The 23,396-nt window shown below is 54.8% G+C and carries 20 protein-coding genes, 1 rRNA gene and 1 riboswitch; of the genes, 2 read left to right on the top strand and 19 right to left on the bottom strand.

Annotated elements, in window-relative coordinates:
- Positions 1-17: 17 nt before the first annotated feature.
- The 15 genes from purH to MKY12_RS01715 all read right to left on the bottom strand — a co-directional run bounded on the left by purH (position 18) and on the right by MKY12_RS01715 (position 18,707).
- Entirely contained in the window at positions 18-1,565 is a 1,548-nt protein-coding gene (gene purH, locus MKY12_RS01785; protein ID WP_339312667.1) for a bifunctional phosphoribosylaminoimidazolecarboxamide formyltransferase/IMP cyclohydrolase, read from the bottom strand.
- A 583-nt stretch (positions 1,566-2,148) separates the two neighbouring features.
- Positions 2,149-2,763, bottom strand: a complete 615-nt coding sequence (purN, locus tag MKY12_RS01780; protein WP_339312665.1) for a phosphoribosylglycinamide formyltransferase — start codon at positions 2,761-2,763, stop codon at positions 2,149-2,151.
- The gene (gene purM, locus MKY12_RS01775; RefSeq protein WP_339312663.1) at positions 2,763-3,803 is read right to left on the bottom strand and encodes a phosphoribosylformylglycinamidine cyclo-ligase; all 1,041 of its coding nucleotides are present in this window, start codon (positions 3,801-3,803) and stop codon (positions 2,763-2,765) included. Before purM ends, purN begins: the two co-directional genes overlap by 1 nt.
- Before the next feature lie 764 nt (positions 3,804-4,567).
- Positions 4,568-6,064 carry an amidophosphoribosyltransferase gene (gene purF / locus MKY12_RS01770; RefSeq protein WP_209875520.1) on the bottom strand — a complete coding sequence of 499 codons (1,497 nt, stop codon included), beginning with the start codon at positions 6,062-6,064 and terminating at the stop codon, positions 4,568-4,570.
- Positions 6,049-8,295, bottom strand: a complete 2,247-nt coding sequence (gene purL, locus MKY12_RS01765) for a phosphoribosylformylglycinamidine synthase subunit PurL (RefSeq protein WP_339312662.1) — start codon at positions 8,293-8,295, stop codon at positions 6,049-6,051. The genes purF and purL overlap by 16 nt, the downstream gene beginning before the upstream one ends.
- Positions 8,273-8,962, bottom strand: a complete 690-nt coding sequence (gene purQ, locus MKY12_RS01760) for a phosphoribosylformylglycinamidine synthase subunit PurQ (RefSeq protein ID WP_036730944.1) — start codon at positions 8,960-8,962, stop codon at positions 8,273-8,275. The genes purL and purQ overlap by 23 nt, the downstream gene beginning before the upstream one ends.
- A 5-nt stretch (positions 8,963-8,967) precedes the next feature.
- Positions 8,968-9,213: a phosphoribosylformylglycinamidine synthase subunit PurS gene (purS, locus tag MKY12_RS01755; RefSeq protein WP_019913657.1), complete on the bottom strand. Its 246-nt coding sequence runs from the start codon at positions 9,211-9,213 to the stop codon at positions 8,968-8,970.
- 283 nt (positions 9,214-9,496) lie between these two features.
- Positions 9,497-10,387, bottom strand: coding sequence for a phosphoribosylaminoimidazolesuccinocarboxamide synthase (locus MKY12_RS01750; protein ID WP_339312661.1), 891 nt, complete (start codon positions 10,385-10,387; stop codon positions 9,497-9,499).
- Positions 10,388-10,758: 371 nt separating this feature from the next.
- Positions 10,759-12,054, bottom strand: coding sequence for an adenylosuccinate lyase (gene purB / locus MKY12_RS01745; RefSeq protein ID WP_339253437.1), 1,296 nt, complete (start codon positions 12,052-12,054; stop codon positions 10,759-10,761).
- A gap of 6 nt (positions 12,055-12,060) precedes the next feature.
- Positions 12,061-13,389, bottom strand: a complete 1,329-nt coding sequence (purK, locus tag MKY12_RS01740; protein WP_339312659.1) for a 5-(carboxyamino)imidazole ribonucleotide synthase — start codon at positions 13,387-13,389, stop codon at positions 12,061-12,063.
- Positions 13,386-13,871 (bottom strand): 5-(carboxyamino)imidazole ribonucleotide mutase, encoded by a 486-nt coding sequence (gene purE / locus MKY12_RS01735; protein ID WP_339312657.1) that lies wholly within the window; start codon positions 13,869-13,871, stop codon positions 13,386-13,388. The genes purK and purE overlap by 4 nt, the downstream gene beginning before the upstream one ends.
- Positions 13,872-14,114: 243 nt before the next feature.
- A riboswitch (purine riboswitch) is annotated at positions 14,115-14,216 on the bottom strand.
- A 163-nt stretch (positions 14,217-14,379) separates the two neighbouring features.
- The gene (locus tag MKY12_RS01730) at positions 14,380-14,814 is read right to left on the bottom strand and encodes a universal stress protein (protein ID WP_036730952.1); all 435 of its coding nucleotides are present in this window, start codon (positions 14,812-14,814) and stop codon (positions 14,380-14,382) included.
- A 50-nt stretch (positions 14,815-14,864) separates the two neighbouring features.
- On the bottom strand, positions 14,865-15,128 hold the full coding sequence (locus tag MKY12_RS01725) for a DUF1294 domain-containing protein (protein WP_036693313.1): 264 nt from the start codon (positions 15,126-15,128) through the stop codon (positions 14,865-14,867).
- A gap of 78 nt (positions 15,129-15,206) precedes the next feature.
- Entirely contained in the window at positions 15,207-16,427 is a 1,221-nt protein-coding gene (locus tag MKY12_RS01720) for an MFS transporter (RefSeq protein ID WP_339312656.1), read from the bottom strand.
- Positions 16,428-16,568: 141 nt separating this feature from the next.
- A complete protein-coding gene (locus MKY12_RS01715) occupies positions 16,569-18,707 on the bottom strand; it encodes a DNA topoisomerase 3 (RefSeq protein ID WP_339312655.1) in 2,139 nt (712 codons plus the stop codon).
- Between the two features lie 130 nt (positions 18,708-18,837).
- On the opposite strand from MKY12_RS01715, the gene tsaA reads away from it, so the two are divergent.
- Together tsaA and MKY12_RS01705 are read left to right on the top strand one after the other, a co-directional pair.
- Positions 18,838-19,281 carry a tRNA (N6-threonylcarbamoyladenosine(37)-N6)-methyltransferase TrmO gene (tsaA, locus tag MKY12_RS01710; protein ID WP_339253427.1) on the top strand — a complete coding sequence of 148 codons (444 nt, stop codon included), beginning with the start codon at positions 18,838-18,840 and terminating at the stop codon, positions 19,279-19,281.
- A 20-nt stretch (positions 19,282-19,301) separates the two neighbouring features.
- Entirely contained in the window at positions 19,302-20,207 is a 906-nt protein-coding gene (locus tag MKY12_RS01705) for an AraC family transcriptional regulator (protein ID WP_339312654.1), read from the top strand.
- A gap of 137 nt (positions 20,208-20,344) precedes the next feature.
- Here the strand turns inward: MKY12_RS01705 and MKY12_RS01700 are convergent, their stop codons facing one another.
- The 4 genes from MKY12_RS01700 to rrf all read right to left on the bottom strand — a co-directional run bounded on the left by MKY12_RS01700 (position 20,345) and on the right by rrf (position 23,290).
- Positions 20,345-21,478: a DUF4179 domain-containing protein gene (locus MKY12_RS01700; RefSeq protein ID WP_339253424.1), complete on the bottom strand. Its 1,134-nt coding sequence runs from the start codon at positions 21,476-21,478 to the stop codon at positions 20,345-20,347.
- Complete coding sequence (locus MKY12_RS01695; protein WP_036731006.1) at positions 21,453-22,013, bottom strand: RNA polymerase sigma factor; 561 nt, start codon at positions 22,011-22,013, stop codon at positions 21,453-21,455. Before MKY12_RS01695 ends, MKY12_RS01700 begins: the two co-directional genes overlap by 26 nt.
- A gap of 172 nt (positions 22,014-22,185) precedes the next feature.
- The gene (locus MKY12_RS01690; RefSeq protein ID WP_339314742.1) at positions 22,186-22,854 is read right to left on the bottom strand and encodes an acyl-ACP thioesterase domain-containing protein; all 669 of its coding nucleotides are present in this window, start codon (positions 22,852-22,854) and stop codon (positions 22,186-22,188) included.
- A 319-nt stretch (positions 22,855-23,173) separates the two neighbouring features.
- Positions 23,174-23,290 (bottom strand): 5S ribosomal RNA (gene rrf / locus MKY12_RS01685).
- Positions 23,291-23,396 lie beyond the last annotated feature (106 nt).

Here is a 23,396-nt window from a genome sequence, read left to right as displayed (position 1 = left end):
CTGATCCTCCCAGCGTGCTAGTGTTTGAAGTGGCGTACGCCGGTGAAGACCATGGCAATACCGTATTCATTGGCGACCTTAATCGATTCCTCGTCCTTGATCGAGCCTCCCGGCTGGATAACTGCTGTAATGCCCGCCTTCGCAGCCATTTCCAGTGTATCGCCCATCGGGAAGAAGGCGTCTGATGCCAGCACAGCACCCTTCGCTTTCTCGCCTGCTTGTTCAATGGCAATCTTGGCCGCACCGACACGGTTCATCTGTCCTGCACCTACACCGACTGTCATATCGTCAGCCGCCAGCACGATGGCGTTGGACTTCACATGCTTCACAACCTTCCAGCCGAACAACAGTTGCTTCAGCTCTTCTTCGGTAGGCTTGCGGTCGGTTACCACTTGCAATTCCTCAGGATCCACAGAGTGTACATCGCTCTCCTGCACCACCATTCCCCCTTCAACGGAGGTGACCACAAAGCTGCTCTTGCGGGATGCAGCGGTGCTGAGGTTGCCCAGCTTAAGCAGGCGGATATTCTTTTTTTTCGTCAGGATCTCCAGCGCTTCGTCTGTGAAGCCTGGGGCCAAGATGATTTCGAGGAAAATATCCTTCAGCAGATTAGCCGTATCCGCATCAATAATCCGGTTGGCTGCCACAATTCCGCCGAAGATGGAGGTAGGGTCCGCATTGTACGCTTTTTGATACGCTTCATAGACGCTTGTGCCCACGCCCACACCGCAAGGATTCATATGCTTCACGGCTACAACCGCAGGCTCTTCGAATTCTTTGACAATCTGGAGCGCTGCGTTCGCGTCATTGATATTGTTGTAGGACAGCTCTTTGCCGTGCAGCTGCTCAGCAGCCGTCAGGGTATCCTGCGCCGCCAGCGGCTTGCGGTAGAACGCAGCCTTCTGATGCGGGTTCTCGCCGTAGCGCAGATCCTGGATTTTCTCATAAGTGACCGTGTAGCGCTCCGGCAGCGGTTCACCGGTGACATTCGCCAGATAATCGGCAATCAGGGCATCGTAAGCCGCCGTATGGCGGAAGACTTTGGCCGCAAGACGTTTGCGGGTTGCAAGGGTTGTATCTCCACCGGCGCGTACTTCTTCAAGCACATTCGCGTAGTCGGCCGCATCCACCACCACACTGACAAACGCATGGTTCTTCGCCGAAGAACGCAGCATGGTCGGTCCGCCGATATCGATGTTCTCGATAGCCTCTTCATAAGACACATCCGGCTTGGCAATCGTCTCCGCGAACGGATACAGATTCACCACGACAAGGTCGATGTAATCAAGGCCAAGCTCATTCATCTGACGCGTATGCTCTTCGTTGTCACGAACGGCCAGGAGGCCGCTGTGTACAGCTGGATGCAGGGTTTTGACGCGTCCATCCATGATCTCAGGGAAGCCGGTAACATCAGAGATGCCAATGACCGGAACGCCTTCCTTCGCCAAAAGTGTGCTGGTGCCGCCTGTGGAGATAATTTCTACGCCTAATGCAGACAACTCGCGGCAAAAATCCACGATGCCCTGTTTGTCCGATACGCTGACCAGCGCTCTCTTGATACTCACTTTGAATAGTCCTCCTCTGGATTCACGCTAGATTATTGGGGTGTAGGTTTTAGTTGGATTTTTGTCATCTAATTTCGGCAGGTAAGCACGTAGCGGGGCAGTAGTTGGAAAAAATGCACTTAAATAACGCCAGATAAGCTAAATCACTCGATTGGGGTCAGATTAGCTGTACTCTTTCCACTTATGCTCCGCTCACCGCACCTATCAGCCAGATTAGTTGGAGAAAATCCACCTGTTACTGTAGCTTAGCTTATTGGGTTGGGAATACTATAAACCTTTAAATTACAATTCCCTTGTAACTGTGGATGATTGCCGGATGATTGCAGCGGCGAATCCTGTAAAATAAGCTGGTATTTTAGGTAATCAGTTGTTTTGGTTACTTATGTCCTGCTATATATGCTTTTGTCCTTACGCCAGCAAACCTGTATTTTTGCAATTTCCGGCCATACCGCCAGATCCTCCGTCAAATACTGCCACTTGTGAAGTATTTCCCGAGAAATATCAGAATCGGCCGGGGCTTGCCTGAAATGTCGAAATCACTCCGGTTCAACAGTCAATCCAGGCAGCTATGCAGCAACTTCGCTTAATCGCCAATGGTCGTCATTCTTCCGTTCAATTCTACTTTTCCTGCGGCAAAAGCACTCACTACCTCAGGATACAGCGCGTATTCCACCTGATGGATGCTTGCAGCCAGCGATTCAGCGGTATCTCCAGACTGGACCTCCACGCTGCGCTGGGCGATCACCGGTCCGGTATCCATGCCTCCATCGACAAAATGCACGGTCACACCCGTCAGCTTCACGCCATACTCCAGCGCCTGCCCGATCGCGTCCTTCCCGGCAAACGCCGGCAGCAGCGAAGGATGAATGTTGATGATCCGTCCGGCATACGGTGCGAGCAGAACAGGGGAGATCAGCCGCATGTAGCCGGCCAGCACCACCAGTCCGATGTTCCGGCGCTGCAATTCAGCCACAATCGCGGCCTCATACTGCTCCCGGCCCGCGAAGTCCTTCGGCCGCAGCAGCAGAGCAGGTATGCCTGCCTCCTCTGCCCGCTGTGCTACAGGCGCTTCCGGCTTATCCGAGACCAGCAGCTCTATGCTGCCTCCGCCCAGCCTGCCCTCCCGCTGTGCCTGGACCAGTGCAGCGAAATTGCTGCCTGTTCCGGAGGCAAAGACAGCGATTCGGCTCCACTCCATCAGACTTCAGCTCCCGTAAAGGTAACGATGCGCTCTCCCTCAGTAACCGTGCCGATCCGGTAAGCCTCTTCCCCGCTCGCCTTAAGCAGCTCCAGCGCACGCTCTCCGTCCGCTTCCGCCACGACCAGCACCAGCCCCACGCCCATATTGAACGTTGTGAACATGTCGCGGTTGCTTACCTGCCCCTTGCTCTGCATCAGGCTGAAGACCGGCTGAATCGGCCAGGAGCCGTAGTTAATCTCTACATTCACATGCTCCGGCAATACGCGCGGAATGTTCTCGATGAACCCGCCGCCGGTAATATGGGCCATACCCTTGACCGGAAGCTGCTCCAACAGGGATAGCAGCGGCTTCACGTAGATTTTGGTCGGAGCCAGCAGAACGTCCGCCAGCGGCGCTCCCAGCTCCGGCACAACCTCATCCAGGCCGTAACCGTCTTCCTCCAGCAAAAGCTTGCGCACCAGCGAGAAGCCGTTGCTGTGAATTCCGCTCGAAGCCAGTCCGATCACTGTGTCTCCTGGAGCAATGTCTGCTCCGGTTACCAGCTTCGCCTTATCGGCCACACCGACGGTGAATCCGGCGATATCATACTCGCCTGCCGCATACATGCCCGGCATCTCGGCGGTCTCGCCGCCGATCAGCGCGCAGCCCGCCTGATGGCAGCCTTCGGCGATCCCGGAGACAATGGCTTCAATCTTCTCCGGCACGACCTTATCGCAGGCCAGATAATCGAGGAAGAACAGCGGCTCAGCGCCCTGTACCACGATGTCATTCACGCACATGGCGACCGCATCGATGCCAATCGTGTCGTGGCGGTCAGCCGCGAACGCGATCTTCAGCTTCGTGCCCACACCGTCTGTTCCCGATACGAGAACCGGCTCTTCGTACTTGTCCTTATTCAGGCCGAACAGGGCGCCGAAGCCGCCCAGCTCCGTCATCACTTCCGGACGGTATGTGCGCTTCACATGCTTCTTCATGCGTTCTACTGCTTCATTGCCAGCCGCAATATCCACACCGGCTTTCTTGTACGCTTCTGACACTTTTGGACACCTCATTTAAGTTAGTTTAGAGCGCGTGTTCGGGGCGGCAGGGATTTGGTTCGGTTGGTGGTTATATTCGTCATTCCGAGGAACATTTGGACTTCCGGTCGCTGTTATATTTGGATTTCCTTGATTTGAACCGCTGACCGCGGTAGAAATCCAAATATAAAGGCGAACGCTATCGCTCCTACAGTTCCAAATTTCCTCTCCATGACTCCCACCACCGGGTTTCAAACCCGTGCCGCAAGCCGAATTTTCGCGCCTTGCACAGCGCAAGGGGTCGGCGCTGCGGGCGAAGCCCAGCGCCTCCTTAGGCAACCGCTCCCCCGACTTTGCGATAGCAAACAGGACGGGGGCGGGAGCTCTCCCCGCACGGGCGAAGCCGTGCGTCTCTGGAGCGACAGAACCTCCGATTTTGCGACAGCAAACAGGGCTGGTTCTGGGGCACTTCCCCGCACGGGGCGAAGCCGTGCGTTCCATAGGGCGACAGAATCTCCGGATTTGCGCAGCAAACAGGACAGATTCTGGAGCCAGAGGGCCCGGCGGACCGCAGGCCGCCGGGGGTGCAGGGCCGCAGAGCGTGTCCCGGCCGTGCGCAGCACACAGGGACAAAGCGGGGACGAGCACCCACGCCTTCTTAGCAAGTTTAGAGCAAACTCCTACCCCCAAACTTTCGGGTGGCCGGAGGGCAGCGCCCTCCGGAATCCCCCTTCGCAAGGGGGACTTAGGGGGATGAGACCCACAGACTTAGGGGGATGTCCCGCCTAACACGAGCATCCGTCCTTCTCTTCCCCGCCGAAATCCACCTGCGTCGGGTAATCATTGTCGAAGCAGGACAGGCAGAGGCCGCCTTTGTAGTCGTCACTATTATAGCCGCCGATGGACTGGATCAGTCCGTCAGGGGAGAGGAACGCCAGGGAATCGGCGTTGATCTCCTCGCACATCTCGGCGATGGTCTTGTAAGAAGCGATCAGCTCGCGGCGGTCCGGGGTATCGATGCCATAGAAGCATGGATTCTTGAACGGCGGCGAGGTAATCCGCACGTGGACCTCTACGGCTCCGGCTTCGCGCAGCAGGTTGACGATCCGGCGCGAGGTCGTGCCGCGCACGATGGAATCGTCGATCATCACTACGCGCTGGCCTTCCACGACGCGGCGTACCGCGCTGAGCTTCATCTTCACGCCCTGCTCACGCAGCTCCTGGCTGGGCTGTATGAACGTGCGGCCGGTATACTTGTTCTTGATCAGCCCCAGCTCGTACGGGATGCCCGTCTGCTCGGCATAGCCGATGGCGGCGGAGATACTGGAATCCGGCACGCCGGTGACAATATCCGCATCCACGAAGGCTTCGAGCGCCATGCGGCTACCCATGCGCTTGCGCGCGGAGTGCAGGTTGGAGCCGTTCAGATCACTGTCCGGGCGGGCGAAGTAGATGTACTCCATCGCGCACAGCGCTTTGCGTTTAGGCTCGGCGAAGCGTTCTTCACGGAAGCCGTTCTGGTCCAGCACCAACAGTTCACCAGGTTCAATATCACGCACCAGTTGGGCACCGATTACTTCAAGCGCACACGACTCGGAAGCGAAGACATAGGCTTCGCCCAGACGGCCCATCACAAGCGGACGGAGTCCGTGGGTGTCTGATGCGACAATCAGCTTGTCATTGGTCATCAAGAGGAAGGCGAAGCCGCCGACCAGCTGCGACAAGGCATCCTTCGTCGCTTCGACAAAATCCTTCTGCGAACGCGCAATCAGATGCGCCAGCACCTCGGTATCACTGGTCGTCTGGAAGATCGAGCCGCCCTGCTCCAGCTGCTTGCGGATCAGCGGTTCGTTAACGATATTGCCGTTCGTGGCAATCGCCAGATCGCCGTCACGGTATTTGAAGACCAGCGGCTGCGCATTGGTCAGCCGGCTGTCTCCGCTGGTGGAGTAACGCACATGGCCGATGGACATGTCTCCCACCAGCGAAGCAATCTTGTCTTTGTCGAAGACTTCCTTCACCAGGCCCATGCCGCGGTGATAGTTGAAGTCGCGTCCATCCGCCACGCAGATGCCCGCGCTCTCTTCCCCGCGATGCTGCAAGGCATGCAGGCCATAATAGGACATAGAGGCGGCCTCCGGGTGTCCGAAGACCCCGAAGACGCCGCATTCCTCTTTTAATGTGTCAAAAATATCTCCCGAGCCCGTTCCTTCATTGTAAAAGTCGCCGGTCCACAGGATAGGGGCTTCCTGCTTGTTCCCGGTCTTTATTTCATAAGACATGGAATAGCATCCTCCCAAATGGTCTTGAGTTCAGTAACAGCTTCATCCAGTGCAGCCGCGCCGTCCAGCGCCACACGCAGGCGGTCCCCGCCAACGGTTCCAATGATCTCAACAGGTACGCCATAAGCGGCAACTGCAGCTTTCAGCTCTTCTGCACGGTCAGGTGCCGAAGTCAGGAGAATACGGGACTGGCTCTCGCTGAACAGTGCTACATCCTGGCGAAGTCCGCCGGCAGACAGCTCAATATTCGCTCCAATGCTGCCGCTGATGCAGCTCTCTGCGAGTGCACCAGCCAAGCCGCCCTCAGACAGATCATGCGCCGAGCGGACCAGACCGCTGCGGATCGCAGCGAGCACAGCATCCAGCAGCTTGCGTTCAGTTGCCAGATCAAGTGCTGGAGGACGGCCTTCGGTCAAGCCGTGAACAGCATATTGGAATTCACTGCCGCCAAGCTCTGCCTTCGTAACACCCAGCAGCAGAATCGCATCGCCTTCCTGCTTGAAGGCCTGAGTTGTAATATGATCGGTATCTTCAATGAGACCTACCATACCGACAACCGGTGTCGGGTAAATAGATCCCGAAGCATTCTCGTTGTACAGACTGACATTACCGCCGATAACCGGGGTATCCAGCACACGGCAGGCTTCAGCCATACCGTCAACTGCACGTTCCATCTGCCAAAAGATCTCCGGCTTCTCCGGACTGCCAAAATTCAGGTTGTCCGTAATTGCCAGCGGCTGGGCACCGGAGCAGACGATGTTGCGGGCAGCTTCGCTAACAGCAATGCGTCCGCCCACTTCTGGGTCGAGATAGACGTAACGGCCATTACAGTCCGTAGTCATCGCCAGCCCCTTACGTGTACCGTGGATAGTTACTACAGCCGCATCGGAACCCGGACGAACAGCCGTACTGGTGCGGACCATGTAATCGTATTGGTTGTATACCCAAGCCTTGCTGGCTACAGTAGGTGAGCCCAATACTGTACGCAGCGCGCCGCCCAGATCAGTTACTTCTTCATAGCGGAGCGTATCAATGGCTGCATTCTCCTCGTAGTAAGCAGGCACTGCAGACGGTTTGTTATAGATCGGACATTCATCTACCAGCGCCTTCACCGGCATATCGCCGACCACTTCGCCGTGATGGAACAGCTTCAGGCGGCCATCATCGGTCACCTTGCCGACCTTGCGGCAAATGACGCCCCAGCGATCGAAGATTTCCTGGGCCTGGGCCTCATCCTTAGGCTCCACCACGAACAGCATCCGCTCCTGGGATTCCGAGAGCATCATTTCATACGGGGTCATCCCGTCTTCACGCTGCGGCACCTGATCCAGATACAGCTCCAGACCATTACCTGCCTTGCTCGCCATTTCCGCGCTGGAGCAGGTCAGTCCTGCTGCGCCCATATCCTGAATGCCGAGGACGATGCCGCTGTCGATCAGCTCCAGACAGGATTCCATCACCAGCTTCTCCATGAACGGATCGCCGACCTGAACTGCTGTCTTCTTGGCTTCAGATTCTTCACTCAGCTCCACAGAGGCGAAGGTCGCACCATGAATGCCGTCACGGCCAGTAGGCGGACCTACGTAGAACACGGGGTTACCTACCCCTTTGGCGACACCGCGCTGGATTTTATCATGATCAATCAGACCGACACACATTGCATTCACCAGCGGATTGCCGTCATAGCTGTTGTCGAACATAATTTCCCCGCCGACAGTAGGGATGCCGATACAGTTGCCGTAGCCTGCGATCCCGGACACAACATGCTCGAACAGATATTTGACCCGGTCGCTCTCAAGCTTCCCGAACCGCAGGGAGTTCAGCAGCGCCACCGGTCTTGCACCCATGGAGAAAATATCGCGGATAATCCCGCCCACCCCGGTCGCCGCGCCCTGATAAGGCTCTACCGCCGACGGATGGTTGTGGCTTTCGATTTTGAAGACAACGGCCTGGTTATCACCAATGTCCACGATGCCCGCGCCTTCGCCCGGTCCCATCAGCACCTTAGGCCCGCTTGTCGGGAAGCGGCTCAGCAGCGGCTTGGAGTTCTTATATGCACAGTGCTCAGACCACATGACGCTGAACACACCGATTTCTGTATAGTTGGGTTTACGTCCCATGAAGGAGGTAATGAGCTCATATTCGCTGTCTGATACACCGAACTGACTGTAGATTTTCTGCTCCGCGATCTGCTCTGCGGTCGGCTCCTTAGCGGATACTTGCTGCGTCATAACGATCCCTCCATGTCTTGAGAATGGATGTGAACATCCGTTTGCCGTCTTCCGAGCCCAGCAGGCTATTCGCTGCACGCTCCGGGTGAGGCATCATGCCGACTACATTGCCCGCCCTATTACTGACTCCGGCAATATCGGCCACCGAACCGTTCGGGTTGTCACTGTAGGTAAAAACGATCTGATTATTCGCGTGCAGCTCTGCGAGCGTCTCTTCATCACAATAATAATTGCCTTCGCCATGCGCGATCGGAATGACGATCTCTTCATCCTTCGCATAGTCAATAGTAAACGGGGTTGTGTTATTAACGACCTTAAGCACCGTGTCATGACAACGGAACTTCATCGACATGTTGCGGCGCAGCGCGCCCGGCAGAAGACCTGCTTCGGTCAGAATCTGGAACCCGTTGCAGATACCAAGCACGAACTTGCCCTGCTCTGCCGCCTTAGCCACTTCAGCCATTACCGGAGCGAACCGGGAAATTGCGCCGCAGCGCAGATAGTCACCATAAGAGAAGCCGCCAGGCACGAGAATGCAGTCATACGCCGACAGGTCTGTCGCTGTATGCCATACATAATCTACTGGTTCGCCGAGGCTGTCTTCTACTGCCTTGTAGCAGTCAATGTCACAATTGGAGCCTGGAAAGACAAGTACCGCAAATTTCATGACGTTTAGTCCTCCAATTCGTAGCGGTAATCCTCGATCACCGTGTTGGCCAGCAGCTTCTCGCACATTTCCTTCAGGCGTCCTTCCGCTTCTGCGCGGTTATCGGTATCGAGGGTCAGCTCCATATATTTGCCGATACGCAGACTTTCAACTTCCTGAAAACCTACGGAATGCAGCGCCCCTTGCACGGCTACACCTTGGGGATCGAGCACGCTTTTCTTGATGGTGACGTAGACTGTCGCTTTTAACATACGCTTGTAGTTCCTCCTAGAGTTTAATGAACTGAATTAGGCTTAATGGCAGCTTGCTTAACTGCATAATGTACAACTATATTCTCAATATTCCCGGCAAAATTAGCTTTAGTTGCATTTCATACAGCTATTTCTACGGACATCTGCGTTTCAGGTCATCCCGCTAATTTTTAGTTGTACCGGATACAATTAAACAGCAAATGGCCTCTTTTTCGGGCAAAATAACTGTAGAGAATGCAATTAAAGTTGGCTGCAGCTGTTCAGAATAGGATAATACGATAATCTATAATGCCTTCCCGGTCAGGCGGTGATAGATATCCAGGTACCGGCGCGACGTCTCTTCAACCACCTCAGGCGGCAACGGGTCCGGCTTACTGTTTTTGTCCCAGGAGGAGGCTGACAGGTACGTGCGAACCGGCTCCTTATCCATGCTGTCGATCTCAATATCCAGTGCGTACTTGTCCTTGGCCCAGAAGCGGGAAGCATCCGGTGTAAAAATCTCGTCGATCAGAATCACCTTGCCGTCCAGCAGCCCGAACTCGAACTTGCAATCTGCCAGGATGATGCCGCGATCGTTACAATATTCTCTGGCAAAAGCGAACAGCTTCAGGCTCTTCTCCTTCAGCTCAAGTGCAAGCTCTGCACCAATCAGCTCCTGCATCTGTTCAAAAGGGATATCCTCATCATGGCCGACATCATTCTTGGCTGCCGGTGTGAAAATCGGTTCGGCCAGCACTGCATTCTTGTGCAGTCCCTTAGGAAGCTCGATTCCGTTCACCTTGCCGGTCTCCTGATACTGCCGCCAGCCGCCGCCTGTAATGCAGCCGCGCACGACACATTCGATATCAATCCGCTGGGCTTTACGGACGACCATGATGCGGTTCTTCAACGCTTCACGGTCCTTTACAATATCCCCTAGCTTGTCCACCTCGATATGCACCACATGGTTCTCGATCAGCTCCTTGGTCTCTCCGAACCAGAAGGCGCTGAGCCGGTTGAGCACGTTGCCTTTGTCCGGCACCGCCGGGTCCAGCACGTAATCGAATGCGGAGATCCGGTCTGTCACAACGATCAGCACCTCATCCCCCAAATCGTACAGCTCACGAACCTTGCCTTTGTAGAGCAGTGGCGCATTTATTAGTTCCACGGCAGTGGATACGGCCGATGATGTCATGACCTTTCCTCCCTTGAACAAATGATCTTGCTTATATTTGGGCTAAAAGCGCCTGGGGCGCTGTCATTCTCCGCTACGCAGGAGAATTGAACTGAACGGCTAGTTAATCGGTAACACTACAAAAAATTTTGGACTTCCGATCGCTGTTATCCTCAGATTTCCTGATTAGAACCGCTGAACGCGGTAGAAATCCGAGGATAAAGGCGAACGCTGTCGCTTCTTCCAGTTCCAAAATTCCTCTCCGTTCCTTATTAACAAGCCTATTAAGCTCAGTTCTGCCGCTTAACGCTCCAGAACAACAACTCCCCTAACGCTCCGCCCATATCTTCTCCAGCTCATCAGTTCACCACTGACTTACCTTTTTTAAAAAATTAAATGAGTTCCAGCTTGCGGAAGATGGTGTCCACATGCTTCAGATGCCAGGAAGGATTGAACGCATCCTCGATCTCTTCTGCGCTAAGCACGGCCGTGATCTCCGGGGTTGCTTCCACGATGTCACGGAACTGGGTCTGCTCCTCCCAGGCCTGCATCGCACGCGGCTGCACAGTGTCGTACGCCTGCTCGCGGCTGAAGCCCTTGTCGATCAGCTTCGTCAGAATACGGCCGGAGAACGGAACGCCGAAGGTACGGTTCATGTTGCGCTTCATATTCTCAGGGAATACGGTCAGGTTCTTCACGATATTGCCGAAGCGGTTCAGCATATAGTTGAGCAGCATGGTCGCATCCGGCAGGATAATCCGTTCCACGGAGGAATGTGAGATATCGCGTTCGTGCCACAGCGGCACGTTCTCGTAAGCTGTCATCATATGGCCGCGGATGACGCGCGACAGGCCGGAGATATTCTCGCAGCCGATCGGATTACGCTTATGCGGCATGGCGGACGAGCCCTTTTGACCCTTGGCAAAAGCCTCCTCTACCTCGCGAATCTCACTCTTCTGCAAAGCGCGGATCTCGGTAGCGAACTTGTCGAGGGAAGTGGCAACCAGTGCCAGCGCCGCCATATACTCTGCATGACGGTCACGCTGTAGGGTCTGGGTGGAGATTGGTGCCGGGCTGGTGCCCAGCTTGCGGCAGACGAATTCTTCCACGAACGGGTCGATATTGGCGTAGGTGCCGACCGCCCCGGAGATTTTGCCGAATTGTACGCCGCTAGCGGCATGACGGAAGCGCTCCAGGTTCCGCTTCATTTCCTCATACCACAGCGCCATCTTCAGGCCGAATGTTGTTGGCTCTGCATGTACGCCATGGGTACGGCCCATCATTGGGGTATCCTTGTAGGCGATGGCTTTGTCTTTTAGAATCTCAATGAACCGGATAATATCCTGCTCCAGAATCTCGTTGGCCTGACGCAGCAGGTAACCCAGCGCCGTATCGACCACATCTGTCGAGGTTAGTCCGTAATGCACCCATTTGCGCTCTGCGCCAAGACTCTCGGATACTGCACGGGTAAAAGCAATCACATCATGGCGCGTCTCCAGTTCAATCTCATCAATCCGCGCGATGTCGAATTTGGCATCCTTGCGCAGCTTCGCGGCATCCTCATGCGGGATCACTCCCAGCTCGGCCCACGCCTCACAGGCGCAAATCTCAACCTCCAGCCACGCGTTGAATTTATTCTCTTCGGTCCAAATGGCCCGCATCTCAGGTCTGCTGTAACGTTCAATCATAGCTTGTCAGTTCCTCCAAAGGTTAGTTTGCTCTACCCAGGACAATCCGTCGCCGGTATCCTTGCAGAGCAGGTTGATATGGCCCATTTTACGGCCGGTTTTGCTCTCGGTCTTACCATATATATGAAGCTTGGGTGATACTCCAAGCCTGTTAGCTTCTTCATTCGCACGGCAGGCTGCCTGAACGGCTCCGTCCAGATGTTGGCCGAGTACATTCACCATCACCACAGGAGTCAGCAGCTTCGTATCGCCCAGGGGCAGATTGCAGATCGCCCGCACATGCTGCTCGAACTGCGAGGTCACGCAGGCATCCATCGTATAATGGCCGGAGTTATGCGGACGCGGTGCCAGCTCATTGACGAACAGCTCTCCATCCTCCGTCACGAACATCTCAACCGCCAGCAGCCCGACCGCCTTCATGCCGGAGACAATCCGCTCGGCCAGCTCGCAGGCCCGCCGCTGAATCTCCTCCGGCACCCGCGCAGGGACAATCGAGAGATGCAGGATATTATCCACATGAATGTTCTCGGCAGGCGGGAAGCTCTTAACCTCCCCCGAGGCACTCCGGGCGGCGATGACCGAAATCTCACATTTGAAGGTGATGAATTTCTCCAGCACCAGCTCCGGTACATCTGCTTGCGCACCCGGCGCGACTTGCCGGAACGCTGCGGCCAGCTCTTCCGGTCTGCGGATCACGGCTTGTCCCTTGCCGTCATATCCTCCTGTGGCTGTCTTCAGCACACAGGGCAGGCCCAGGTCGGCAGCCGCCGCTTCCAGCTCCGCTAGGCTGCCGACCTTGCGGTACGGCGCAACGGGCACGCCGGCCGCCTCGATCGCCGCCTTCTCGCGCAGCCGGTGCTGCGTCGTATACAGCAGCGCGCTGCCCTGCGGCACGTACGATTCCTCCGTCAGCAGCGCGGCTACGCCCGCGTCCACGTTCTCGAACTCGTACGTGATGACGTCGGAGCGCCGCGCCAGCTCGCGCGCAGCGTCCCGGTCGTTATACGCCGCCGTGATCTGCGGCGTAACCTGCCCGCACGGCGCATCCTTTGCCGGGTCCAGCGCCACGAAGCGGTAGCCCATGGCGCTGCCGGACAACGCCATCATGCGCCCGAGCTGCCCGCCGCCGAGCACGCCGATCGTTGCGCCGGGCAGCAGCGTCCGTGGCGGCTGCGCCCCGGTCTCTTCCCGCTCTGCCTCAGCCCCGGCAGCTATCGCTTCGCCTTCAGCCTTTACCATTCGCCCAGCCCCGGCACCGCCCGCTTCGCCCTCAGCCTTCATGGCGCGCTCTGCGCAGCTCTCCAATCCCCCGGCCTTCAGCTCCTCCAGGCTCATAGACTCTCGCTGCTTTCCAGCACCTCTTGCTGAGTCGCCTCGCGCCGCAGCTGCACCCGCTGCGCTACCTCCGGCTCGAAAGCGCCGATGATCTGTGCCGCCAGCAGTCCCGCATTGATAGCTCCGGCGCGTCCGATCGCTACCGTCGCTACCGGGATGCCCGCAGGCATCTGCACAATAGACAGCAGCGAATCCATGCCGTTCAAAGCTTTCGACTGTACGGGAACCCCGATAACAGGCAGCATGGTCTTAGCAGCCACCATACCTGGCAGATGCGCCGCGCCACCCGCTCCAGCGATAATGACCCGCAGGCCGCGCTCCGCCGCCTCCTCGGCATAACGGAACATCAGATCCGGTGTGCGGTGTGCGGAGACAACCTTTTTCTCATAAGCTATGCCTAGCTCCTCCAACACCGCACAGGTATGCTCCATCGTTTCATAGTCCGATTTGCTGCCCATAATGACACCTACTTGCACAGACATCGTTCACCCAGCCTTCCATTTCCGTTATAGAGATTTCTCTGATTTCAGTGTGTCCCGTTTCCTGCCAATTCCCGCATGAACCGTGAAAAATAGCCCGGACTCCAGACGCATTCTGCTGCGGGTGGACCCGGACTACTAAGGAATCAGGTGATAACCGCCCGGCAGCTGCATACTCCCCGTCTCTACAGGCAGGAGAATGCAGGAACACCGCCCCGGGCTGCGGGGAGGCTATCTGCTGTCGTTCCAGTTATCCTATTTCCTCGTAGTCCGGCAATTTACGGTTACCGGGTAGAAACTTCCGGGCCTTATCCCCGGTTTTATACGAGCTCTTCATAGATTCAGTTTAACAACGCCCTACACATCATGTCAACTTAAACACGAACATTGTCATATCATGTCTGTAAAATGTTCGCTTTTGGGCAATAATGAAAATCTTTTCCCCATTAATCTGTCCAACTACGCATTAAAAAAAGGGGAACGCCGCAGCGTTCCTCTACTAAAGTTACTATTATTTAACAACCAGCACCGGAATGCGCGCACTTTGCACCACATTATGGCTGACGCTGCCCAGAACGAATTCCCGGATACCGCCCAGCCCCCGGCTGCCGATGACGATTACATCTGCACCCTGCTCCTTGGCATAATTCAGAATAATTTCCGCAGGCGATCCCTGCAGCAATTCTACCGTAGCATTCAGACCTTCGGCTTCCAGCCGGCTTTTCACTTCATCCGTAGTCTGGACCGCGAGGTCATAATAATCCTTGTTCACCGATGCCGGCAGAGGCGCGAGCGCTTCCCCGATGAAGAACCGCGGGAATTCAAATGCGTGTACGACGTACAGGGAGGACCCCGGAGTTACCTTAGCCAGCTCAATCGCCCGTTCCAGAGCCTGATTCGAAGCCTTTGAACCGTCATAGGCAAGCAGAATTTTAGAGAATAACATATACGCCACCTCTTTCTATTATTTACATCATTACCAAGCCTGCAAAGGTCTTACCTCAAAAAATATCCATACAGCACCATATTCAGCAGCAGCAGCAGCGGAATTCCGAGTCTGAAGGAAGTATGCCTTGTCTTGTGGCGTTTGCGGTACATGGCAATCAGCACACCCAGCGCACCGCCCATGAACGCCAGCAGAAACAATGTTTTCTCCGGCACCCGATCCCGTCTTTTCCGGGCCTTGTTCTTGTCTTCCGACATCACTACATACCCGATAATGTTGATCAGCGCGAACCACAGCAATACAACCTTGACCATCCTTCCGGCCCCTCCTCCTAGCATCCTATCTGCTCTCTATTATATTACCCAATCCGGCAAAACACCAATAACCTCACATCACCGGCCCTGCAACCGCCGCTCTTTCTTGCTCTGCTTGCCTGCGAATCCGGCCTCCCTGATCCAGAACCAGGACAGCACCGCCGCAAGCACCGCCGCAATAGCGCCCAGCCAGAAGCCTCCGCGCAGACCGTACGCCGCACTCATCCATCCCGCTACAAAAGGACCGCCGGACATGCCGATCGCATACACCGCCTGATAGAACCCCATCGCTGTCGCCCGCTTGAACGGAGCTACCCCGGAGACGGATTTACCCAGCAGCAGCGGGAAGATCAGGCCTTGCATGAAGCCGTTTCCGATCTGTGTGGCACATAAGGCGGCAAGCGTTGGCATTGAGGGAATCAGTAGCGTGAACACCGCACTTCCGGCAAAACCGAGCATCAGCGTCCCCCGGTCCCCCAGCCACCGGCCGAACAGCCGCGCACCATAGAGGGTCGCTACCGCATGAGGCAGCATAAAAGCCAGCGTCAGCCAGCCGAGACTCCCCTTGCTCGCGCCAATATAGAGCGCCTGATTCGGCGTGTAGCCGAACATTGTTATGAACAGCACACAATGGGCCAGCACCGATAACAGTGATACTTTTACCAGCAGCGGCTCCTTCACGACACCGGCCAGATCCTTGAGCTTAATCGCCGTGCGCTTCTCCAGCTGTTGCTCCGGAAGACGGACGACCAGCAGCATCGCGGCCACCGCCACAATCCCACCGATAATGAATGGGGTATTCCAGCCGAAGTGGTCTACGATATAGCCGCTGATCATCATGCTGGTCAACTGGGCAATCACCGTGGTGAACTGGAGCATACCCATAGCCCTGCCCGCCTCTTCTTTCGGAAAATACCCCGCGAACATCACCGAGTACACGACCCACGCCGATGCTGCTATCCCCGAAACCGCCCGCGCCGCCAGCGCCCAGCCCGGATGTGCCCCTGCCAGGAACAGCAGACAGCTCGCTCCGCTTGCGATCAGCCCCAGATAAATGAACGGCCGCCGCCGGTTAAGCACATCTGAACCCATCCCTATCGGCAGCCGGAACAGAATCTGCATCAGGCCGTAGATCCCCAGTACCGCTCCCACCATGACATAAGAAGCTCCCAGATGCTCCACATACGGCGAGAGCACTGGAACATAGATATAAGAAGAGAACCAGAACATAAAGACGATCACCAGAAAATACAACCGGCTGCTCCCCTTCGTACCCGGAGCCTCTGCCGCTTTCGCCACACCCGCTAAACCTTCAGCCGCCGCCACTTCTCCACCTGCCCCACTCTATTTACCGGAGCCCTAACGTCTGACCCCGTATCAATCTTCTACAGTAAAGCATATCTGCCGTCCCTTGGACAGCCTTACTTTGGCTTCTTGCGGCTACTTGCCCTTCTGTTTCGCTTCCATCGCAGCCTTCAGCAGGTCACCAAGATTGTTGCCGGCACTTTCCGTCTTGCTGTACTGCTGCACCAGCTTCTGCTGCTCGCGTTTGTTGATATGCTTGTGGTCCTTATCCATCGTCTCTGTAATTCCGCAGCCGAGGCACTGCACATACTTCCCGGCCTTGCCTTCCTTCATCTCCATCTTCTTATGGCACTGTGGGCAACGGCGGTTCGACAGCTGCTTCTCGCCCGCCCGGGTGTAGCCGCAGTCCTCCTTCGGACAGACCAGCAGCTTGCCGCGTTTGGTCTTCTTTTCTAACATCCTTGTTCCACACTCCGGACAATGGCTGTTAGAGACATTATGCGGCTTGTATTCCGCTCCGCTGTTCTTCACCCCGGACACCAGCTCCTGGGCCATACTCCGGATACCCTGTAAAAAAGGCTCCGGGCGCCCCTGCCCGCGCGCAATTCTCTCCAGCTCCGCTTCCCAGCGTGCCGTCAGCTCCGGTGTACGCAGCTGTCCCGAGACCAGCTCAATCAACTGCTTGCCCTTGCCGGTCGGATGCAGCAGATTGCCCTGCCGTTCAATCGTATCCGAGCTGACCAGCTTCTCAATAATATCCGCACGGGTGGCCGGTGTCCCCAGCCCATGCTTCTCCATCTGCGTCAGCAGCGTGGCTTCATTATAACGCTTCGGCGGCTGTGTCCGTCCCGGCTTGATGATGCAGCGCGCAAGCTTCACAGGGTCACCTTCCCGCAGCTCCGGCAGCTTCACACTGCCTGCTGCGGGTTCATCCCCCGCATCCTCCTCGTCGTCATCCGAGCTCATATCTCCGCCGTATACCTCACGCCAGCCTGCATCCTTGATGGTAGTTCCCTTCACATAGAAGCTTTCACCATCTACGGTTACCGTCACAGCTACGGCATCATAACGGGCCGGAGAATAGAACAGGCTGATAAACCGCCGTACGATCAGATCGTAGAGCTTCCGCTCTTCCGCACTCAGCAGATTGAGCAGCACCGTCTGCTCTGTCGGAATAATCGCGTGGTGATCGCTGACCTTGCTGTCATCGACAATCCGCTTCGTAATCGGCAGCGGCTTCCGCAGCAGCGGTCTGGCGAGGGCTGCATAAGGACCGACAGCCACGCTGTCGAGCCTTTCTTTTAGCGTGCCCGTCATATCAGCGGTCAGATAACGGCTGTCTGTACGCGGATAGGTGACCAGCTTATGCTGTTCATACAGCTTTTGGAGCACACTTGAGGTCTGTTTCGCTGAGAAGCCGTATTTACGGTTGGCATCCCGCTGCAGCTCAGTCAGATCGTAAGCCAGCGGATGCGGCTCGCTTTTCTCGCTTTTTTGCACCTTTGTGATCCGTCCGCTGCGGCCCGTGAGCTTCTCCTTGAGGACCCCCGTCTTCTCCCTGTCAAAAATCCGGCCATCCCCGCCCTGCGCACGCCACCCCGCTTGGAAATTCCCGAAATCCCCAGTCAGCAGGTCATATTCCTGGGAACGGAAGCCGGTAATCTCATTCTCCCGGTCCATAATCATTCCCAGGGTAGGGGTCTGCACACGCCCCGCAGAGAGCGGCGCGCCGAACTTGCAGGTTAAGGCCCGCGTCACATTCAGCCCGATCATCCAATCCGCCTCAGCACGGCAGCGGGCAGATTCATACAGCCGGTCGAAATCCCGTCCAGGCCGCAGCGAAGCGAAGCCCTCCTTAATGGCCTTATCCGTCTGCGAAGAGATCCACAGCCGCCGGAACGGTTTTTTCCAGCCTGCCATATTCATAATCCAGCGGGCCAGCAGCTCACCCTCACGCGCCGCATCCGTTGCTACGATCAGCTCCTCAATATCCTGCCGCTTCATTAGCTGCTGCACAGCCTTATACTGCTGGCTAGTCTCGCGCAGCACCTTTAGCTTGGCCTTCTCTGGAAGAATCGGCAGATCCTCCAGCGCCCAGGTTGCATATTTATTGTTATAGTCCTCAGGCTCAGCCAGGCCAACCAGATGCCCCAGCGCCCAGGTCACCACATATTTCGGACCTTCCATATAACTCTTCTGTTTATTCCCACAGCCCAGCACCCGCGCAATCTCACGGGCCACCGACGGCTTCTCTGCCAATACTAATACCTTCATCCTCCAAACCCCTCCCTGTCATCAACAACCTATTATACCATGACATACAAGTCCGCAATTATCATCAGGCCGAATTCCCTTCACTTCAGCTAGACTAGAATCATCCCCCAGCCGAAAGGAGTCACAGCCAATGCCCGCCTCAGAATTGTATAATATTATACCAGTAGGAGTAGTAACGGGAACACAGCAGAACCTGCGACTTGAGATTAGACCCGAATACAGACCTGCCTTAAAGGGGTTAGATGCTTTCAGCCACTGCCAGATCCTGTGGTGGATTCATGAGTTTGCAGATGATAGCTTCCGGGGGACTACTCAGATTGAGCCTCCCTATAATGCGCCGGTAAGCGGTGTTTTTGCGACCCGGTCTCCGGTCCGCCCTAATCCGCTTGGACTCACGGTTGCCCGTATTATATCCGTCGATCTTGATCAGGGAATTGTGGAGGTCAGCGGACTGGATGCTTATCCGGGAACGCCGGTGCTTGATATCAAAGCTTATTTCCCTTCCACCGACCGTGTTCGTCAGGTTAGAGTGCCCGCATGGGCCGCCTCATGGGGAGAGTGGACTGTAGAGTAACCATAAGAGGAGAGGACTTTATGAAGAACAGCCAGCTTATTCTGCAGGCGACCCAATATATCGAAGCGAATCTGAAGCAGCCGCTGTCTGTTCTGACCCTTTCCAGAGAGAGCGGCTATTCCCTGTTCCATTTCATCCGCCTGTTTCAGGGGGTTACCGGACTGACACCAGGCGACTATATAGCAAGACGGAGGATTTCAGAGGCGGCCAGGGATATTCTAGACAGACCCGAGCGGACCTTTCACGAGATCTCACTGGACTATGCTTATAATGATTACGAGACCTTCACCCGGGCTTTCAAAAGACTGCTGCGCACTACTCCCACCCATATCCGCCACAAGTCTAACCCTGACATTCCTATGTTTCTCCATCCCTTACAGCCGGCTGATTTACCGCATTGGTCAGAGCAGAAGGGCGCCTCTCCTGACCTGATTGAGCTTGGTGCAATCAGGCTTCAGGGGCCATTCATTACCGTTACGCAAGATCAGTCGGTCATCGGAGCAGCTTGGGAGCAGCTATTCAGCAGTCTTCCGGCTATGCCGGACCGCAAGCTTCCAGAGCAGTATTACCAGCTAGGCTATTGGCCGGATAACTATGAGGACCAGGGAATCTCCTTTCACATTGCCTGCGAGTTGAATACCCCAGCATCCGTACGTGACGGCACTATCGTTCAGTCGTGCTGCGAACAAACAAGCCACAATCTGCCCATTCACACACTGCCGCCAGCACGTTATCTTAGATTTAAGCATACAGGGCCATCCGCAGAAGTTTCTGCCACCTACAAATATATCTATGGCGTTTTCCTGCCGAGAACCGATTACCGCCTGAACCTCCCTTATGAATTTGAATACTACGGCCAGGACTATCTGGGACCCCACCATCCGAACTCCGTAAGTGAAATCTACATTCCGTTAACACTGCTCTAATCAGCAAAATAACCCCACAAAGTGAGGCTTTCGCTTCGATGATGACTCAGGTATTTTTCAAAAAAGCCCGCATCTGCACAGCAGACGCGGACAAGCTCAGCCTATCTTACCCATTCCCGTTTTCACGGTTCGCGGGTTCATGGAATCACTATAGTGCTCTCAAGGTCCTTATGATAAGTTCTCACCGGTTTCCCATTGTCATCCAACAAGAGCTTCAGATCATTATCCAAAGTCATGGTATACGGTCTGACCGTAATCGTCTTAGGGGTTTGCGGGAAGATATTGTACAGGCTATCCACAATAGGATGCTGAACAGCCTTCATCATGGCATATCCCTGGCCAGAAGTAGCCACATTACCGACATCATCCACAAGCTCATAGAATACCGCCGTTGGACCATATTCCCCTGTCTGCTCCGGCGATGCAGGCACCTCTCCTTCGCTGGTGACGACCAGCCTCATCGCAGCAGGCGTGATGTCCAGACTCTTTACTTTATAATGGAAGGAGTCTTTGCTTGCCCCCTGACCCGGAGTAAGATTGATGATTCCCTCCGCAAGCTTCTTCGCTGTTACCTCGAACTCAAACGGCTCGGCGATCTGGGCAACCGGTACGCGGATATTCACCTTGAATTCGTCTCCGAGAGCCGAAGCATTGTGCAGTTCTCTAAGCTCCAATAAGAGGGTGTTCGGTTGTCCTTTTACGTCACCTGTGATAGAAGAACCGAAGCCGATAGGCTCTCCTGTCGCCAGAGTAACCTCTGGCAGACCCAGCAGTCCTTTAGTTGATTGATCGAATTCATGGGTTTTAAAATCAGTAATCTCCGCAAGCACCCGCTCATCTGCTACTCCGGTTCTTTCGAAGCCGATGGCCAACTGGATTCCGTCATAAAATACCTCCGTAACACTTAAAGTCACTCCATCCTTGGTAACGCTCATATTAGGTGAAGTAGTCAGGCCCTGTTCCGCCGCTAATTTCAGTCCCGGGTTCTCCGTGTGCTTGAATATACTGCTGAAGACAGGAATTTGACTCAAGGTATCGGCCCAAGCAGGAGAGATGAACCCTGCGGTTATCGTACCTAACCCTATTACTACAGCTATGCTTGCGGCTGCCAGCGTCTTTTTAAGCAATTTATTTCCTCCTCTGGTCTCCAAATGTTCGATCCGGTTCATAATCTGCTCATTATAGCTATCTACAGGAAGCTCTACTCTTTCGACGCTGCTGCGAATACGTTCCAGCATTTGCTTCTCAGTTTGATTCTGCCACTTCTCCATGAGCACACCCTCCCTTTTCATCCGCTTTTTGCTGAATCAGTTTTTTACGGAGCCGTTCATATTTTTTGCGCAGCGCCGCCGAACTGCTTCCGGTAATCATTGAGATCTCTTCGAAGCTGTATTGTTCAATGACACGAAGGATTAATAGCCCCCGCTCTTCCGAAGTGAGATTTTCAAAAATCCGGTCTACCGGCGACTCCTCCGGCAACGCTTGTTGATTCGTCATCAGTTGCAGCTTATAAAGGGACAGTAACCGGCTGCGGCGCTTACGCCTGCGAAGCTGGTCCAGGCAATGATGATAAGCCACCTTATATAGCCAGGCCGAAAAAGAAACCCGCCGTTCATAACGCCCAAGCTGCTGATACACCTTAACGAATATATCCTGCACAGCATCCTCCGCTTCTTCACGGCTCCTTAAGAGATAGTAGCAATACGTGTAAATCTTTCTTTCATACTCCTTAATTATGGTTGAGAACGCTTGCCTGTCTCCTGCGTGTACCTGATGAATGGCTTCTTCAATCTTATTTGGATTCATTGGGCCCCCGGGGTTGCCTTGCTCCAAAGGAATCACCTCCACTTTCCTTTTACACCTGTATAACGAATGCCAATTGTGTATTTGTGACATATAAGGAAATAGCAAATATGACAAAAGACAGTTCCCCTGAAATTCGAGCAACTGTCTAGATTTAACGCTATGTAAGTCTCTCTCAGACATCAACCTTTCTTCCAAGCTTCAGGCAAGCTTCAAAAAAGATCCGCTCCCCGCCTTGCCCGCGCACATATAACCCTTCTTCAGTCAGAGAAGATCGCATAACACTAATCTCCTCAGCATATTTGGCTTCCTGGGCATAGGTGATATGAAGCCCCGTAAGCTCTAACTCCTCCCACTCCTCCAGCGCCAGGGCATCACAACATAAATCTGCATATCGCGCGTTGTTAAGATGTTTGTTGTTATCCAGCCCGCTATATCTTACCTGATAACTGTAAGTCTCCTGCAAGAGAAGTTCGGGTGGAAGGATTACTTTATCCGGCAGACTCCCTACGGAATCTTCTAAATACGGCTCGACAACAATAGGTAAAGCCGATGGACGCAGAATTTTCCGCTTCCCGATATCCACAAGGGCCCAGATCGAGCGCGCCGAAGCAAGCTCTACACCTTGGGCGTCATAGATCCGGTAATCCCGCTGCCATAGCGGTCCTTTGTTTCCTTTACTCCAGGTATGTACCTCAAGAAGCTCACCCGGGGATGGCAGACGCTGCAGATTCAGATCCAGGGTGATGACCATCCAGCCCATGCCCGCCTTGAGCATACTCTCCATACTTAGCCCCAGGCTGCTTACAGCCGAATCCGCAGCACGCTGCATGATATCCAGCAGGAAGGAGAGCTTGCCCCTTGAACGTTAATCCGTGTCACTTGCCTGAACCCTGAACTGCTCTGTCCACAAAAAGCTGCTATGCTTATCCATAACTTTTGGCTCCTTCACCTGTCTATCCCCAATTTTCGGTACCTATCCACATTATTGTACCGGATATCCACATCATTTGGGGAGAAGTATCAAAAAAACTAAATCTATCCACATGTGTATAACTATGCGCCACTTATAAGAAGACCTGGAATCTACTCACAACCTGTCCACAAGGCTTCCCCGAAAATACAAAAAGACCACTGTTGATTTCTCAACAGTGGCCTTGTGTGCTTGGCAACGTCCTACTCTCCCAGGACCCTTCGGTCCAAGTACCATCGGCGCTGGAGGGCTTAACGGTCGTGTTCGGGATGGGTACGTGTGGAACCCCTCCGCTATCGCCACCAAACGGGCATTTACAGCGTAAATGCTTCAGGAATTTGATTCCTGAAAACTGAATCCGAAACGAATCTGCGTTTGCCCTTCTTACGGGGCCCCCGGAAAGTATTCGGAAT

This window comes from Paenibacillus sp. FSL M7-0896 (genome assembly GCF_037975415.1).
Lineage (GTDB): Bacteria > Bacillota > Bacilli > Paenibacillales > Paenibacillaceae > Paenibacillus_AQ > Paenibacillus_AQ silagei.
The sequence above is the reverse complement of the archived record's forward strand: the minus strand, read 5'-3'. Positions and strand labels throughout refer to the sequence as shown.

Coding starts and splice junctions, on each gene's coding strand:
- purN (WP_339312665.1), bottom strand. CDS start 2,763: ATGGAGTGGAGCCGAATCGCTGTCTTTGCCTCCGGAACAGGCAGCAAT.
- purF (WP_209875520.1), bottom strand. CDS start 6,064: ATGTCTTATGAAATAAAGACCGGGAACAAGCAGGAAGCCCCTATCCTG.
- purL (WP_339312662.1), bottom strand. CDS start 8,295: ATGACGCAGCAAGTATCCGCTAAGGAGCCGACCGCAGAGCAGATCGCG.
- purQ (WP_036730944.1), bottom strand. CDS start 8,962: ATGAAATTTGCGGTACTTGTCTTTCCAGGCTCCAATTGTGACATTGAC.
- purS (WP_019913657.1), bottom strand. CDS start 9,213: ATGTTAAAAGCGACAGTCTACGTCACCATCAAGAAAAGCGTGCTCGAT.
- MKY12_RS01750 (WP_339312661.1), bottom strand. CDS start 10,387: ATGACATCATCGGCCGTATCCACTGCCGTGGAACTAATAAATGCGCCA.
- purB (WP_339253437.1), bottom strand. CDS start 12,054: ATGATTGAACGTTACAGCAGACCTGAGATGCGGGCCATTTGGACCGAA.
- purK (WP_339312659.1), bottom strand. CDS start 13,389: ATGAGCCTGGAGGAGCTGAAGGCCGGGGGATTGGAGAGCTGCGCAGAG.
- purE (WP_339312657.1), bottom strand. CDS start 13,871: ATGTCTGTGCAAGTAGGTGTCATTATGGGCAGCAAATCGGACTATGAA.
- MKY12_RS01730 (WP_036730952.1), bottom strand. CDS start 14,814: ATGTTATTCTCTAAAATTCTGCTTGCCTATGACGGTTCAAAGGCTTCG.
- MKY12_RS01725 (WP_036693313.1), bottom strand. CDS start 15,128: ATGGTCAAGGTTGTATTGCTGTGGTTCGCGCTGATCAACATTATCGGG.
- MKY12_RS01715 (WP_339312655.1), bottom strand. CDS start 18,707: ATGAAGGTATTAGTATTGGCAGAGAAGCCGTCGGTGGCCCGTGAGATT.
- tsaA (WP_339253427.1), top strand. CDS start 18,838: ATGCCCGCCTCAGAATTGTATAATATTATACCAGTAGGAGTAGTAACG.
- MKY12_RS01705 (WP_339312654.1), top strand. CDS start 19,302: ATGAAGAACAGCCAGCTTATTCTGCAGGCGACCCAATATATCGAAGCG.
- MKY12_RS01700 (WP_339253424.1), bottom strand. CDS start 21,478: ATGGAGAAGTGGCAGAATCAAACTGAGAAGCAAATGCTGGAACGTATT.
- MKY12_RS01695 (WP_036731006.1), bottom strand. CDS start 22,013: ATGAATCCAAATAAGATTGAAGAAGCCATTCATCAGGTACACGCAGGA.